Origin of the sequence: Pseudomonas sp. S32 (assembly GCF_016648095.1) — a bacterium.
GTDB lineage: Bacteria > Pseudomonadota > Gammaproteobacteria > Pseudomonadales > Pseudomonadaceae > Aquipseudomonas > Aquipseudomonas parafulva.
Genome location: NZ_JACVVF010000003.1, coordinates 1 through 14446, shown reverse-complemented (window position 1 = coordinate 14446; position 14446 = coordinate 1). Strand labels below are relative to the sequence as shown.

Here is a 14446-nt window from a genome sequence, read left to right as displayed (position 1 = left end):
CTTAAGACAAGATTAATATTGCTGCTGAGTTTGTTTTTTTTATACATGAGCGTTCCTGGCGGTTCCGCGGTTTTGCGTTGATAAAATTATTTTTTTGCACTTGAACGCGTGACGATTTTTGCTGGGCTATCTCGAGTATCGCAATCACCAATCTGCGATTAAGCAATCGGATTTCGCGATTATGCTCCACGGCGATAGCCGAGGGGGGAGGGAGGGCTGGAGCAGGGGCTCACAGCGAGTGTTACGTTTCGAAGACAGTGTTACCTTAAGGAATGGCGAAGTGGCGCCTGGTACCGGGTCTTAATGCTTCCGGTTTTTTTCGGGTAGACTGACGAGTCGGGCCACCCGCTCTGCCTGCCCATCGCTGAAGGGCAGGTTGAGGCAAGTCGGGCAGCCCTGCTGCGCTTAAATGCGTCATCAGGTCACTAGGCGTGCACTAATTAGGTGCATTCTAGGGCGTCAATCCTAGATTATCGTCAGTCGTACCTTTGGTTGAGTGAGGGGAGGAGCATGTCAGTCTGCTTGTGCACGGTTTTTGCATGATTCAGGACTCCAACCCCCTCCATGAGTGAGTACCCCCCCATGGACACTAGACAACTGCTCCTCGCAACTCGTCTTGCGGAGACGCTGCATTTCGGTAGGACTGCCGAACTAGAGAATATTGCTCAGTCCGGATTGAGTGCCCAGATAGCAAAGCTGGAGACGGAGCTTGGCTTCAAGCTGTTCGAGCGTACCAGTCACCGAGTATCGCTGACTGATGCAGGTCAGACTTTCATAGAGCAGGCTCGATCGCTTCTCTGCACAATGAACAATACCATCATTGAATGCCGCGCGATCGCTGAGCGGAGCCGCGGCGTGCTCAAGCTTGGTTTTTTTGGGGATGCTGCTGGTGAGCTAACACACCTAATATTTACACTGTTCCAGAAGAGTAACCCTGACATTCGCTTGGTTTTCACTGAGTTATCTATGACTAATCAGGTGCAGGCGTTGATATCAGGAAAGGTCGATGCCGCATTGGTACGTTTGCCAATTTCAGACCCCCGATTGGAGTTCGATGTCATGTTTGACGAGCCGCGGATGGCTGCGGTTCCGGCTTACCACGAAATGGCAGATGCACCGATTCTGGCCATTTCAGATTTGATCGAACAGCCTTTCGCTGTAGCGGGGGAAGGGGCGCCTACTGAGTGGGCTGCGTATTGGAGCCTCGGGCCGGAGCGCCAGGAGCCAGGTCGAATAGGAGCTTATGTTCAGTCGATTCCGGAAAGCCTGGCTGCGGTAGCGTACGGAGGTGCTTTTGATACCTTTCCATTGACTGCGACGCGCTTGTTCAGCCACCCCGGAGTTCGCTATGTTCCAATGGCTGATGCTCCCCGCAGTTCCTTAGCATTAGCAACGCTAACGGGCAATAGGTCCCCGGCGGTGCGATCTTTGCGTAAGTGTGTTGCTGAGACGCTCGAAAGCTCATTATCTTGCTTGCCGGAAGCTCGTCGCTGTCAAGTGGCGTAAGTCGTTAGGCCTAGTAAGCGTCCGGCTGCGATGCAACCGGACGTTTTTATCAGAATGGATAATGACGCGGTTCGCGTTGAAGCGAAACCCATTGAGTCGTGGTGAACTCGTCGATTGCCCAGTCGCCGTTGAAGCGGCCGAGGCCTGAGTTCTTCTCTCCGCCAAATGGTACATTCGGTGCATCGCCAACTGGAATGTCGTTGACGTGTGCCATGCCGGAGTGAATGCGGCGAGCGAACTGTACGCCCCGCTCAAGATCCCCTGAGAACACGGCGGCTGATAGGCCGAAGTGCGTGGCGTTAGCCAGTTCCAGTGCATGTTCAGCATCACGAGCCCTGATAAGCCCAGCGATCGGGCCAAAAATTTCCTCATACGCCAGCTCCATCTCCGGCTTCACCTCAGTGAAAACGTGAGGGGCGAACACTAAACCACGGGATTCCCCTGCGTAGGAAAGCTGCGCTCCCTCGCGCTTGGCCTGCTCAACCTTTTGTGAAAGGCCATTGAACTGCTTCTGATTGATAACCGGGCCGACAGCGGTTTTTGGATCGTTAGGGTCACCGACTACGAGGTTGCTAACCCGGTCGATAAAACGGGTCGCGAAGGAATCGTAAATGGAGTCTTCAACGATGATCCTGTTGATTGCCATGCAGATTTGTCCTTGATGCAGGAATTTCCCTACAACGGCTGCATGAACTGCTTGTTCTAGGTCGGCATCAGCCAACACTACGAACGGGTTGTTACCGCCAAGCTCCAAGGCAACATGCTTCAAATGTTCCCCGCTGCTGGCTTGGCGAGCGATATTCTGCCCGACCGGAGTCGAACCTGTGAATGAGATGAAGCTTGGTACCGGATGAAGTACAAAATCATCGCCGATCTCGGCACCGGAACCCACCACCACGCTTAGCACGCCGGCGGGCAGTCCTGCCTCTTCGAAAATACGTGCGAGGAGCAGCCCCCCGGTTACCGGCGTATCGCTGGCTGGCTTGACCACTACGGCGTTACCCAGCGCGAGAGCTGGGGCCAGCGAGCGTTGAGTCAGATGGAAGGGGAAATTCCAGGGACTGATTACCCCGACTACACCCAAGGGCCGACGATAGACCCTGCTTTCTTTATTTGGAACGTCCGATTCTACGATGCGACCATGTACTCGGCTTGGGAACGAAGCCGCTTCCAAGGTGATCGCTTTAGCTGAGGCCCATTCAATTTCGGCCTTAACTCGGGTACTGCCGGACTCGGCAATGATCCAATCTACCAGCTCTTCATGCCGCTCATCAAAAATCTGTGCTGCGCGCAGCATCACAGAAGCGCGTGCGGATGGCCCAAGCGCAGCCCATGCAATCTGAGCTTCGAAGGCCATTTTATATGCTTGGTTGAGGTCATCCTTGTTAGCGAGGGGGATTTCAAGCAGGGGCTGTTGCGTGTAGGGATTGCTCACCGTCATTGAGCGCCCCGAGCGTCCTTCGGTCCAGCTACCGGCGATCAGTTGAAGGTTCAATCCTGTGTAGGGCTGTGGCTTGTTCATTGTTGTCTCCAAAGGAATGTGGGCTAGCCAAAATGGTGGCCAGGAACCCCCAAGATACAGGGGGTTCATTTCATGGCTTCAGGGGGGAGAGGTGGTCAAGAGAGAGCAGGGGTAACCGGAAATTTGCCCTTGGCGCGCATGCCGTTGATTACACCCAGTGACGCTGCAAGCAGTACCAGCCAAGGGAATAAGGTGACCAATCCTTCTTTAGTACCGGTAAGCTCCCCAAAATTCTGAACGGCGAGGATGACCGCGGCCAAGAGGCCAAATCCACCCAATGCGGGAGCAATTAGACCCTGCCAAACACTGCATTTTCGGGTTTTGAGCGTGAAGCCCACGACGGCCGCTGCTCCGAGGGTTTGAAGTGCAAGTACTGCTAATGTCCCGAGGCCCACCATCCACATGTAAAGGTGCTGAATGGGATCGGCGTTACTAATCATGAATGCGCCCACCACCAACACCGTAGCACCGGACAAAACAACGCTGGCTACGTGGGGGCTGGCGTGCTTAGGGTGTACCTGGCATAGCTGGTGCGGGACAAAGTGGCTACGTGCAAGTGCGTAAAGATAGCGACTTAAGGCGTTATGGAAGGAAAGCAGTACCGCAAAGACGCTAGTGACCACTAGGAGTTTCATAATTTCTGTCGAAAGCGCACCCACATATTTAGTGTTGGCGTTGAATACAAAGTTAATCATGTCAGCGCCAGCCACAGCTTGTACATCGCTGTTTGCATAGGCCAGCCCCAAGCACCAAGTGGTCAAAGTGTAGAAAATCCCGATAATCGCAATAGCTACGTAGGTGGCTAGCGGAACCGTACGGTTAGGATTCTTGGCCTCTTCTCCGTAAATGGTTGTGGACTCAAAACCTACAAAACAGCAGAACGCGAACATCAGGGCTACGCCCATTCCGGGCGTGAAAATATCGGAGGGCATGAAGCCTTTCCAGGTGAAATCCTTTGCCTCAGTTTGGGCAATCACCGCGACATCGAAAACGATCAATACGAGGATCTCGAACACCATCAGTACGCCCAGCACTTTGGCTGAGACCTTGACGTCCATGTAACCAAAGATACCTACAAGGCCGATGACAAGCACGGCCACGATCCGCCAGTCCATTTGAAATCCGGCAAATGATGAGATCAGATCCGCACCAAATGCGGCGAATTGCCCATAGATGCCCGTCAACATTGCTACGTAAGCCAACAGTGCGATGCCACCGGCTGCATTCCCTGCTGGGCGCCCTAAGCCATGGGTGACAAGCTCAGCGAAGCCGCCAGCGCTGATGACATGCCTGCTCATAGCAGCGAACCCGATCGCGAACAAAAGCAGCACCAGCGAAGCTATCAAATAAATTCCTGGAGCACCGGCACCTCCCATTGCGAACACCACTGGACCGGCTCCCAGGGTAGCGCCAAGCGGAGCAGCTGCCGCGATTACAAAAAATACGATGTCTGAGACACCGAGAGACTTGGGTTTCAGCCCTTTTTGCGCTGAATCATTTTGCATACAGGCCTCCCTCACGCAGGTGGGGTTATGAGTTGTTATTGGTAAGTCGATTCTTCGCCGGCTTGGCAATGCTGGCAATCCTGAAACCCTGATCGTTCGATCCATGGGGCTGATTGAGCTGAACCGGATCCGGAGAGGCTCAGCCCTGTGCTCGGACCGTTGGCATCCCAAGCCTGATGCCAGCATCTCAATCGGTGATTGATCAATCATCAGCGTAGCGTTGCCAGATCCCCGCTTGAGTCAAAAAATCGACTGACTACCAAGCTGACTCTGGGCTCGGTGGCGCTCTCGGCTGCCGTCGTGCGCGCGCGGCCTTGGGCTGATGATGACCTGCCAACAATACAAAAATATAGGGGCACCTCGTGATGCTAAAAATAAGCGCCAAGAAAACGGTATACACTGCAATTACCATCTCCGCACTGACGGGGGGCGGGGTGCCTGAAGCTAAAGCTTATGAGGTAATTAATGAAGGCGGAAAAGTCCTGAACGCTGACCTTGAGGCTATATTCGCAATGATGCATAGCGACGAAAGTTATGCAACTACGGGCACCCGTAATGCAGGTTCAGTAAATTGGCGCGAAGGGTATATAAAGTATGGCCTTAGCGGCAGCGCCGAGATTCGGGGCGGGTCATCTATCTATGCAAAATTCAACCTTCTTTCATCGGGTACCTGGGGAGATGGCGACGCTGCTGGATTCACCACGGGGGGGGAGCGTCGAACCGCGTTGGAAGATGCATACTTCGGCTGGCGTTCCGGGAAAGTTTTCAGTGCCCTAGGTGAAGATGGTATTGATATTTCAACCGGCCGCCAGGAGATTGTTGTTGGCGACGGATTCCTCATCAAGGGCGATGCGCTTAATTTCGGGGACGTCGATTTAGGCGATAATTATGATCGTGGCGGCGCTTACTATTTAGCATCCCGGAAGGCTTTCGATAAAACAGCAGTCTTGAGGGTGGGGGGTAAAAAGGGTTGGCGTGGTGACTTAATGTGGCTGGCGTCTGATAATAGAGCGCAAGCCGAAACGGAGCTGGCTGTAGCGACAATGGAACACGTTGCCGACGAGGGAACCTTGGGCCTGACGTACATCCGAGGCCTGGACGTGAATAAGCGATTTGCATCTCCTTTCCAATTGGAAAGAGATGGAATGGAGACAGTGAGTATACGCGGCACAGGTTCACTCGGCATAGAAGACCTAAATCTTGCATTTGAATACGCTACCCAAGATAAAGACAGCGGTATTGAAAATGCTTGGTACCTTGAAGGAAACTGGAAATTTTCGAGCATCCCTTGGGAACCAGTTGCGACCTACCGATACAGCCGGTTTACTGAAGATTTTGATCCATTGTTTTATGGTCTGAGCCGTGGATATGGTACATGGTTTCAAGGTGAAGTCGCTTCTAACTATGCCGGACCATTCAATACAAATACCCGCGTCCATCACGTTGGTTTGAAGGCGACGCCAACGGAAAGCCTAACCGTGGGTGCGCTGTATTTCAATTTTAATCCAATAGATCGGGATTTAGGTAATCTGGGAGGGAATGAGGTAGATGTGTACGCCGAGTGGATGGTAAACGACCATCTAATGATTAGCCCTGTGGTTGGTTTTTATAGGCCTGATCACTCGGCCACAAATGGAGGACTCCAGCTGGGCTCTAATGACACAAACTCTTACTTTCAGTTAATAGTAGGCACATTTTTCTGACGTTATTTGCTATAAAACGATCTAACAGCACAGCGGTTAAAGCTCAGCCAAGCAGGTATCGTACGGTTGGCCCAATTTTGGTGCCTAATGGCCCTTGGGCCACCTACGGTCCTGCTATGGTTAAGAGATAATTTTGGTTTAGGTCGTTCACCCAATGGAGTCTAAATTTGAACCTTCCAGATAGTCTTAAAAACGTAGCTTTTGTCGCATCTGTTGTCGCCGCTGCGGGATGTACAACAGAAGGCGATGAGCATTCACCCGGCGCAGCCGATACGTCCGTTCAGGTGGTCAAATTTCAGCTTGTGCGCAACGCTACAATGAAACTCACCTATGGTGAAACCACCTTCCTAATCGACCCGATGTTAGCTGAAAAGGGGGCGTACAAAGGTTTTTCTGGCACACCAAGAAGCGAATTGCGCAATCCTCTCGTCGAGTTGCCAATTCCTATCGACGAAATTCTCAAAGCTGACGCCATTATTTTAACTCACTTGCATGAAGACCATTGGGATGAAGCGGCTAAACGGATAGTGCCACGCAGCATGCCGATCTTTACACAAAATGAAGATGACGCTGAGGCAGTGCGAGCAGATGGATTCTCAAACGTCAGCGTGTTGACAGGCACAGGCGCCAACTTCAAAGGTACCCAGTTAATAAAAACTGTAGCGCAACATGGTAGTGCTCAGATGTACACCATCCCTCAAGTGAGTAAGGTGCTTGGGCAGGTAATGGGAATCGTATTCCAGCATGAGGGTTATAAGACAGCCTACGTGGTGGGGGATAGTATCTGGACACCTAAAGTAGAAGAGGTCTTGACTAAATATAAACCTGGTGTGGTTTTTCTCAACACCGGCTACGCCCAGATTGATGGATTCAAAGGCTCCATCATCATGGGGAAGGAAGACCTGTATCGTGCTTATAATTTTGCACCGCAAGCTAAGATCGTAGGCATCCATATGGAGGCTGTAAACCACGCGTTGCTTACGCGTAGAGAGCTTAAAGAGTATATTGTGGAGAAGGGTATGGACTCAACTAGAGCGCTGGTGCCTTTGGATGGTCAGCGCTATAATTTCTGAATTTAATAATGCGCTGGATTTCAATCCAGCGCTATCGAGTGGCGAGTATGAAGCCTTCAACTGTTGCGGTGGTGGTATACGATAGCTTTAGCCCATTTCATTTAGCTGTTCCCTGTCTCATATTTGGAAATGACATATTGGCGGGTGAGCGACAATTTGACCTCAAAATATGCTCAGATTTTGACGGCCCTGTGATTAACGATTGAATCGCCCCAGGTTTCGTAGACACCTCCAAGCCTCATAATGAGGCCCAAATAGGAGGTGCCATGAGTCGTCAGCGTTACCCCGAAGAATTCAAGATCGAAGCGGTCAAGCAAGTGACCGAAAAAGGCAAACCTGTGGCCGATGTCGCCCAGCGCCTAGGCATGTCCGTGCACAGCCTCTACGCCTGGATCAAGGTCTACAGCAAGCCCCAAGAACAGCGTCAGCAAGATAACGATCAGCAGGCCGAACTGCGCAAGCTACGCGCTGAACTCAAGCGCGTGACTGAAGAGCGAGACATCTTAAAAAAGGCCGCCGCGTACTTTGCCAAGGAGTGCGGCTGAAGTACGCCTTCATCAAGAAGCACTCGACTGATTATCCGGTGCGGCGCCTTTGCCAAACCCTCAAGGTGCACCCCAGCGGCTACTACGCCTGGCTGGCCGAGCCTCAATCTGCCCGAGCAAAGGAAGATCAACGCCTGCTTGGTTTGATCAAACACGCTTGGCTAGAAAGCGGAGGTGTATACGGCTACCGCAAAATCCACGATGACCTGCGTGAGCTGGGAGAGGAATGCGGTCGAAATCGGGTCGGGCGCTTGATGCGGACGGAGGGGCTGCGTTCGCAAACGGGCTATCGGCGGCGTGCAGGGTTTTACGGCGGAAAACCAACAGTGGCCTCGCCCAACCTCCTCGCGCGGCAGTTCAAGGTCAGTGAGCCGAACAAGGTCTGGGTGACAGATATCACTTACATCCGCACCTATGAAGGATGGCTCTATCTGGCGGTAGTGCTGGATCTGTTCTCACGCCAAGTCATTGGTTGGTCAATGAAGCCAAGGATGTGCAGCGACCTGGCTATCGACGCAATGTTGATGGCTGTGTGGCGACGCAAGCCACAGCAGCAAGTGATGATTCACTCAGATCAAGGTAGTCAGTTCAGTAGCTCAGATTGGCAAAGCTTCTTGAAGGCTAACAATGTAATCAGCAGTATGAGCCGGCGGGGAAACTGCCACGACAATGCCGTGGCCGAGAGCTTTTTCCAGCTTTTGAAGCGGGAGCGAATCCGACGAAAGATCTACACAACCCGTGAAGAAGCCCGAAGTGATATTTTCGATTACATCGAAATGTTCTATAACCCTAAACGCCGACACAGCAGTGCTATGCAGCTGTCTCCAATAGAGTATGAGAGACGCTATTTCCTGAGCTTGGAGGGTGTCTAGGAAACCTGGGGCGATTCACTCTGACCTAATCGGTTTGCTTCATTTTTTCGCTCCGCCTCTTCGGTGTGTCAGCTCATGGTGTGCAGCTTCTATCACGTAGGGGCGGTGGCTCGTGATCGCTCAAAGCCGAACGCTTGGTCACCTTGAGTGATCCGGTTGGGAGTTGTATAGTCTGTGAATCCGGATTTCATTGAGGCATGCTATCTCCATCATCCCCGGATGGAGATTGACACAGGAAAACCGGTTGATCGCGGGATGGAGCGCTCCATCAGGTGGTTAACGACTGCCGCGGTCTTATGAGCCGGGGCGAGACATTGGTGACGTAAGGCTATGAGCCAGCCCGCGGCACTGGCAGCTTCGCTGCATGACTCGTCGCAAGGGGCGGGTTGAAGGCTACCTACTTGTCCTTTCGCGCAAGAGCGATAACGACGAGAGTGGCTGACGGTGCTTAGCCTTCTGGCTGTCGCGTGAGGGATACATGAAAGTTTTAATCTATTCTGATTTGCACCTCGAGTTTCAAGACTTCACGCCCCCCCAGATTGATCCGGATCTGGTGGTGCTGGCAGGAGACATTTCGGTGCGAGGTCAGGGGGTGTTGTGGGCAAATCAAACCTTCACTTGCCCCGTTATTTACGTCTGTGGGAACCACGAGCATTACAAGGGCAACATTGATCGAACGCTCAGCAAAATGCGTGACATGGCTGCGGCGCACGTACATGTCGTGGACAATCAAGTGCTCATTATTGGCAGCACGAGGTTTTTGGTAGGGACGGGGTGGACAGACTACACGGCCACGGGCGATTACAACGCTGCGATGAGGATTGGTACCGAGTGGATGTCGGATTTCAAGAGAATCAGGATCGGAGAGGGCTACAGGAAGCTTCGCCCCGTCGATCTTATCGCTCGGAACATCGTCGCGCGTGAGTTTTTTGCGGGAGAGCTCTCTAAGCAATTTGAAGGGAGGACAGTCGCTATCACCCATCACTGCCCGATCCAGGAAGTAGCAGGTGAGGGCCATGATGGCCATCTAGGTGCGGCTTATTTCAACCAGTGGCATGACCTAGTCAAGCAAGCTGACATCTGGATATTTGGCCACACGCATCACTCTGTGAATACGGTTGTCTCGGGGTGTCGGCTGATTTCAAACGCACGTGGATATCCAGGTGAGCGCACAGGATTTTCAGCTGATTTCACTATCGACCTCTGAGCTGGGCAGTGAACTATACGTGGAGCGATGTAGGATCAGTCGTCAACAGCCCGACATGGTCAAGCGGGGAGAGCTTGCACATCGGGCTGCGGAACAAATACCAGATGGGGCGGGCGCAGAGCTGCTAGACGATGCGCATTACTTACTGGTGAAGGCTGCGAACCGCTTATTGAAGCCGGCCACACGGCCTTCGGTCTTCGCTTTGCGTTCTTGGCCGGTGTAGACCGGGTGCGAGGCGCTGGAAACGTCGAGGGTCACATAGGGATAGGTTTTCCCATCGCTGTGCTCGTAGGTTTTCTCTGTGTCGATGGTGGAACCAATCAGCCAGAACGCATTGGCAGATACGTCGTGAAAAAGGACGGGGCGGTAGTCGGGATGAATGCCGGGTTTCATGATGGATCCTGCGTAATGATATAAGATAACATTTCAGATAATGACTCTCATTTCGCAGCTTGTCTAGATCTGAGCCAGGCGGTGATTAAGATCACTGAGGACTTTTCACCCACAGAGTGTCGCTGACAGGGCCCTCAGTACCCTTCCTCCCTAGCCGCGCAGCGTCGCTACTGGCGGTAAGCAGCCTGCAGGCTGGCTGGAGGTTCTGAAACCTCATCTTTCTGAGGTGAGTGGTCGCGTGGGCACCATATATCGTTTTGCTAATCCCTGGCGGTTTCCCTAGCAACCTATTGTTCCGTATCGGTTTTCTCTTCCGTTCTGGGCGTGATGTTTCATCTAAGAAAAAATCCAGGATGCACTGAGAATCGGTAAGTGGTACGTTATAACGTATCAATAAAATCCGAGGATGCCTTCTGACTATGCAAAAAACCTCGTTTAACTCGCTGCTAGCCATGCCGGCGTGGCACCGGCTGGTAGGGGTGGCTGCAGCCTTGGTTCCACTGTGGCTTGCGATAAGCTGGGCGGTGGCTTTGCCATGAATAGTGCAGCGATTCGCGTCGATAAGCTCTCGGTTTCGTACGGAGCTGCACCTGCTATTCGCGAGGTCACTGGGGTGTTTGAGCCCGGTAGCCTGACTGCGATTGCGGGCCCGAATGGAGCTGGTAAGTCAACGCTATTGAAGGCACTGATGGGCGAGATTGCTACCACAGGCTCCGTTGATCTCGGTGTTGTGCAGGCGCCTGACATTGGCTATCTACCCCAGGCATCTGCAATCGATCGAAGCTTCCCAATCACGGTCGCAGATGCGGTCTGTTTGGGTGCCTGGAAACACATCGGCGTGTTCGGCGGGCTCTCAATGAAGGGCACCGCTGTCATGCGTCAGGCACTCCAGGACGTCGGACTGGCTGGTATGGAAAGCCGGCCAATCAGTGATCTATCAGTAGGGCAGTTTCAGCGCGTTTTGTTTGCTCGATTACTGGTTCAGGATGCGCGCGTTATCGTGCTTGATGAGCCGTTCACTGCGGTCGATTCGCGCACCATTCATGACCTGACGCAGCTAATTCTAAGATGGAAGCAGGATGGCAGAACCGTCATAGCGGTATTGCATGACTTTGATCAGATCAGATCGACCTTCCCACAAACGCTACTGCTATCCCACAGGGTTGTCGCGTGGGGGAGCACTGAGGATGTGCTCACAGAAAGCAACTTGAGCAAGGCTCGAGCCCTGGCCGAATGCTGGGATGTTTCCACTGATCAAGAGCGGCGGGTGGCATGACGGTTATCTCTTTGCTCATATCGCCATTCACTGAATACGGCTTTATGCGACGCGCGTTAGTAGCAACCCTCGCTATCGGTTTGAGCTCGGGCCCTGTGGGCGTCTTGTTAATGCTCAGGCGTATGAGTCTCGTAGGGGATGCCATGAGCCACGCCGTGCTACCTGGCGCTGCAATTGGCTTCATGATTGCTGGCGGACTTTCGCTACCGGCAATGGGGCTGGGCGGCTTGATAGCAGGGTTGAGCGTCGCTCTGCTCTCGGGACTGGTAAGCCGGATTACCTCTCTTCGAGAGGATGCAAGCTTTGCCAGTTTCTACCTCACATCCTTGGCCCTGGGCGTCATGATTGTGTCCTTGCGTGGGTCGAATATTGATCTGCTACATGTCTTGTTTGGCACTATTTTGGCCATTGATAGTCAGGCGCTGTTTCTAGTGGGAGGGATTACATCATTTACCTTGCTTGTGCTCGCTCTCGTATACAGACCACTGATTGTAGAGTGCATTGATCCTGGATTTTTGCGAGCTGTTGGAGGGCGAGGTGCCCTGTATCACTTCATCTTCCTGCTTCTCGTAGTACTCAATTTGGTTGCTGGCTTTCAGACCCTGGGTACATTGATGGCGGTTGGGATGATGATGCTTCCGGCTGCCACAGCTCAACTGTTGTCTAAACGCTTGCCGTCAATGTTGATGATCGCGGCGGCGAGCGCGGCCATTTCCGGGTACGTGGGGTTACTGGTTTCTTACTATTTGAGCGTTGCATCAGGGCCTACCATCATTTTAGTGAATAGCCTGATCTACGTGCTGGCACTCCTATTCGGCCCTCATGGTTTCATGTGGCGAATTGTCCGCCCTATTTCGCGTACCCGGTAATAATAAGGAGACAAAATGCGATTTTCCCGGTCTTTGTTGGCGTTGATCAGCTCTATTGGGCTGCTGGCTGTCACGTTACCAGCCACCGCCAAAACACTGAACGTTGTTGCCAGTTTCACCGTATTGGCCGATGTCGTGAAGAATGTGGGGGGCGATGGTGTGAATGTCACAAGCCTGGTGCCGCCCAATGGGGATCCTCATGATTTCGAGCCATCCCCGAGGGATGCTAGGGCTCTCAAAGAGGCTGATGTCACTTTCCTCAGTGGCTTAGGTTTGGAGAGCTGGTTCGAGAGACTGGCTCGCGCATCAGGTAGCCAGAAGAGCCCGGTAGTAGTTTCGGATGGGATTGAAACTCACACATTTGTTGAGGATGAGAAAACGATCACTGATCCACATGTCTGGAACAGTGCTTCGAACGTAAAGGTATGGGTAGCTCGCATTGAGTCCGAGCTGAGTAAAGCTGACCCGTCACAGGCAGAGGTGTTTCATGCCAATGCGCAGCGCTACGTGGGGAAGCTCAATGCTCTGAATCAGCGTATCAGCATGCACCTTGCTGAGGTTCCTTTGGATCAGCGTAAGGTACTCACCAGTCATGATGCCTTCGGATACTATGCCAAAGAGTATGGTGTGACGTTCTTGTCCCCACTCGGCTTGTCGACAGAAACTGAAGCTTCTGCAGCAGACGTAGCACAGCTCATCGATCAGATCAAAAGTGAAGATGTCAAGGTTTACTTCATCGAAAATTCGAATGACTCCCGGCTAGTTAAGCAGATTGCCAGCGCAACGGGCGCTGTTGCCGGCGGAGAGCTCTACCCTGAGTCGCTTTCTGATGAGAAAGGGCCGGTACCTACTTATCTGAAAATGATGGAGTACAACACGCAGCAAATGGTGAAAGCTTTCAAAAAGTGAGTAGCAGCTGATTAGCGTCCACTTAGGTGAGCGGTATGCGAAGCGTCGCTCAGCTAAGGGGCTTCTAGGCATGGAGGGGGATAGCCCCCGACTGTTTAGTGGGGAGGCGTGTCGTTTTCCTTCACTTGCTGCAGAGGTTGAAGTCACTCAAACGGGCAATGGATTTGCCTCTGCGCTTGGTAAGCCGATCTGGGTCATCCGCAAATGCGGGTGGCCTGGAGGGGAAGGTAGCGTGCCTATGGCAATGTATGAATGAATCTGGATCTGCTTTGATTACTTGTAGCTCTGCGCCAATGAGCGGAAATCAAGAGCCATCGGATGATGATTCATGAATTTTGTAAAATATTGTTACATTATTTAGGGCGCTAAAATATAGCATCGCATGCCTCTTGAAAGATCGTCTCGGTAGAAATAAGATCGACTTGCAGCATCTAATTTTGACTTTATTACTGAGGTGAATCTTATGGCGCTAAAACCAGGCCCAAAGCCTATTGCCAAATCAACCGGTGAAGTGGACAAGCGTCGCCGTGACAATAAAGATACGCCAGGTAACAATCCTGACTTGAAGCCTAGCAAGTCTTCAAAGAAATAGGTTTTCGCTGGCAGAAGCTACTGCAATGGTAGCTTTTGTCGAAGCATTCAGCTTTATAAACTCTGCATTCGACCGAGTTACCTTTTCGCAAAAAATCTAAGTGAGTGCATTTTTCGGCTGCTGTCTGTCCCCACCGGAAGTTTAGGTCGAAAGCTTTCAGGTGTTGCCGTCCGCTTTCGCACTCGAAGCTCATCAACGCTGCACATAGCCTTGTTTGGCACCGTGTGAACCAATCGCTTGAAGACGCTCTTTCTACTGTACGAGCTAGGCCGAGGACGCGTTACCGCCATTTGTCCCTTAGAAATGCGGGACATCAATCTTCGAGTGAATGCCACAGCCGGCCAACAGTTGATTTGGGCATGCCCAGTCTCAAGCTCACGGATTTCTGTGTCTCACCTGCAGCTTTTGCCTGGCGAATAGCCTCTAGTGTCGTGAGCGGGTAGTTCGTTTTCTAACGCGCAACGGTATACTGTG

General features: G+C 52.4%; 12 protein-coding genes. 8 read left to right on the top strand and 4 right to left on the bottom strand.

Annotated elements, in window-relative coordinates; genetic code table 11:
• The first annotated feature begins 582 nt into the window (after positions 1-582).
• On the top strand, positions 583-1506 hold the full coding sequence (locus tag IAE38_RS02065) for a LysR family transcriptional regulator (protein WP_201215549.1): 924 nt from the start codon (positions 583-585) through the stop codon (positions 1504-1506).
• Positions 1507-1555: 49 nt separating this feature from the next.
• Here IAE38_RS02065 and IAE38_RS02060 read toward each other — a convergent pair whose 3' ends face one another.
• Together IAE38_RS02060 and IAE38_RS02055 are read right to left on the bottom strand one after the other, a co-directional pair.
• A complete protein-coding gene (locus IAE38_RS02060; RefSeq protein ID WP_201215547.1) occupies positions 1556-3028 on the bottom strand; it encodes an aldehyde dehydrogenase family protein in 1473 nt (490 codons plus the stop codon).
• Between the two features lie 95 nt (positions 3029-3123).
• Positions 3124-4533, bottom strand: a complete 1410-nt coding sequence (locus IAE38_RS02055) for an APC family permease (RefSeq protein WP_201215546.1) — start codon at positions 4531-4533, stop codon at positions 3124-3126.
• 365 nt (positions 4534-4898) lie between these two features.
• On the opposite strand from IAE38_RS02055, the gene IAE38_RS02050 reads away from it, so the two are divergent.
• From IAE38_RS02050 to IAE38_RS02035, 4 genes are all read left to right on the top strand, one after another.
• The gene (locus IAE38_RS02050; RefSeq protein WP_236403365.1) at positions 4899-6236 is read left to right on the top strand and encodes a hypothetical protein; all 1338 of its coding nucleotides are present in this window, start codon (positions 4899-4901) and stop codon (positions 6234-6236) included.
• Positions 6237-6403: 167 nt separating this feature from the next.
• Complete coding sequence (locus tag IAE38_RS02045; RefSeq protein ID WP_201215544.1) at positions 6404-7309, top strand: MBL fold metallo-hydrolase; 906 nt, start codon at positions 6404-6406, stop codon at positions 7307-7309.
• Positions 7310-7575: 266 nt separating this feature from the next.
• Positions 7576-8726, top strand: a protein-coding gene (locus tag IAE38_RS02040; protein WP_201215542.1) for an IS3 family transposase whose coding sequence is annotated in 2 segments (ribosomal slippage) — positions 7576-7819 and positions 7819-8726 — 1152 coding nt in all. Because the reading frame shifts where the segments join, the coding sequence is not laid out codon by codon here.
• Between the two features lie 478 nt (positions 8727-9204).
• A complete protein-coding gene (locus tag IAE38_RS02035; RefSeq protein ID WP_201215540.1) occupies positions 9205-9933 on the top strand; it encodes a metallophosphoesterase in 729 nt (242 codons plus the stop codon).
• Positions 9934-10071: 138 nt separating this feature from the next.
• Here IAE38_RS02035 and IAE38_RS02030 read toward each other — a convergent pair whose 3' ends face one another.
• Positions 10072-10326, bottom strand: coding sequence for a type B 50S ribosomal protein L31 (locus IAE38_RS02030; RefSeq protein ID WP_201198313.1), 255 nt, complete (start codon positions 10324-10326; stop codon positions 10072-10074).
• A gap of 535 nt (positions 10327-10861) precedes the next feature.
• Here IAE38_RS02030 and IAE38_RS02025 point away from each other — a divergent pair.
• Genes IAE38_RS02025 through IAE38_RS02015 form a run of 3 tightly spaced genes read left to right on the top strand, consistent with a single transcriptional unit; the run spans position 10862 to position 13380 of the window.
• On the top strand, positions 10862-11602 hold the full coding sequence (locus IAE38_RS02025; protein ID WP_201162872.1) for a metal ABC transporter ATP-binding protein: 741 nt from the start codon (positions 10862-10864) through the stop codon (positions 11600-11602).
• Positions 11599-12471: a metal ABC transporter permease gene (locus IAE38_RS02020; protein WP_201162873.1), complete on the top strand. Its 873-nt coding sequence runs from the start codon at positions 11599-11601 to the stop codon at positions 12469-12471. The genes IAE38_RS02025 and IAE38_RS02020 overlap by 4 nt, the downstream gene beginning before the upstream one ends.
• 15 nt (positions 12472-12486) lie before the next feature.
• Positions 12487-13380, top strand: coding sequence for a metal ABC transporter solute-binding protein, Zn/Mn family (locus tag IAE38_RS02015; protein ID WP_201162874.1), 894 nt, complete (start codon positions 12487-12489; stop codon positions 13378-13380).
• A gap of 905 nt (positions 13381-14285) precedes the next feature.
• Here the strand turns inward: IAE38_RS02015 and IAE38_RS24210 are convergent.
• Positions 14286-14390 (bottom strand): hypothetical protein, encoded by a 105-nt coding sequence (locus IAE38_RS24210; RefSeq protein ID WP_442968255.1) that lies wholly within the window; start codon positions 14388-14390, stop codon positions 14286-14288.
• Positions 14391-14446: the final 56 nt, after the last annotated feature.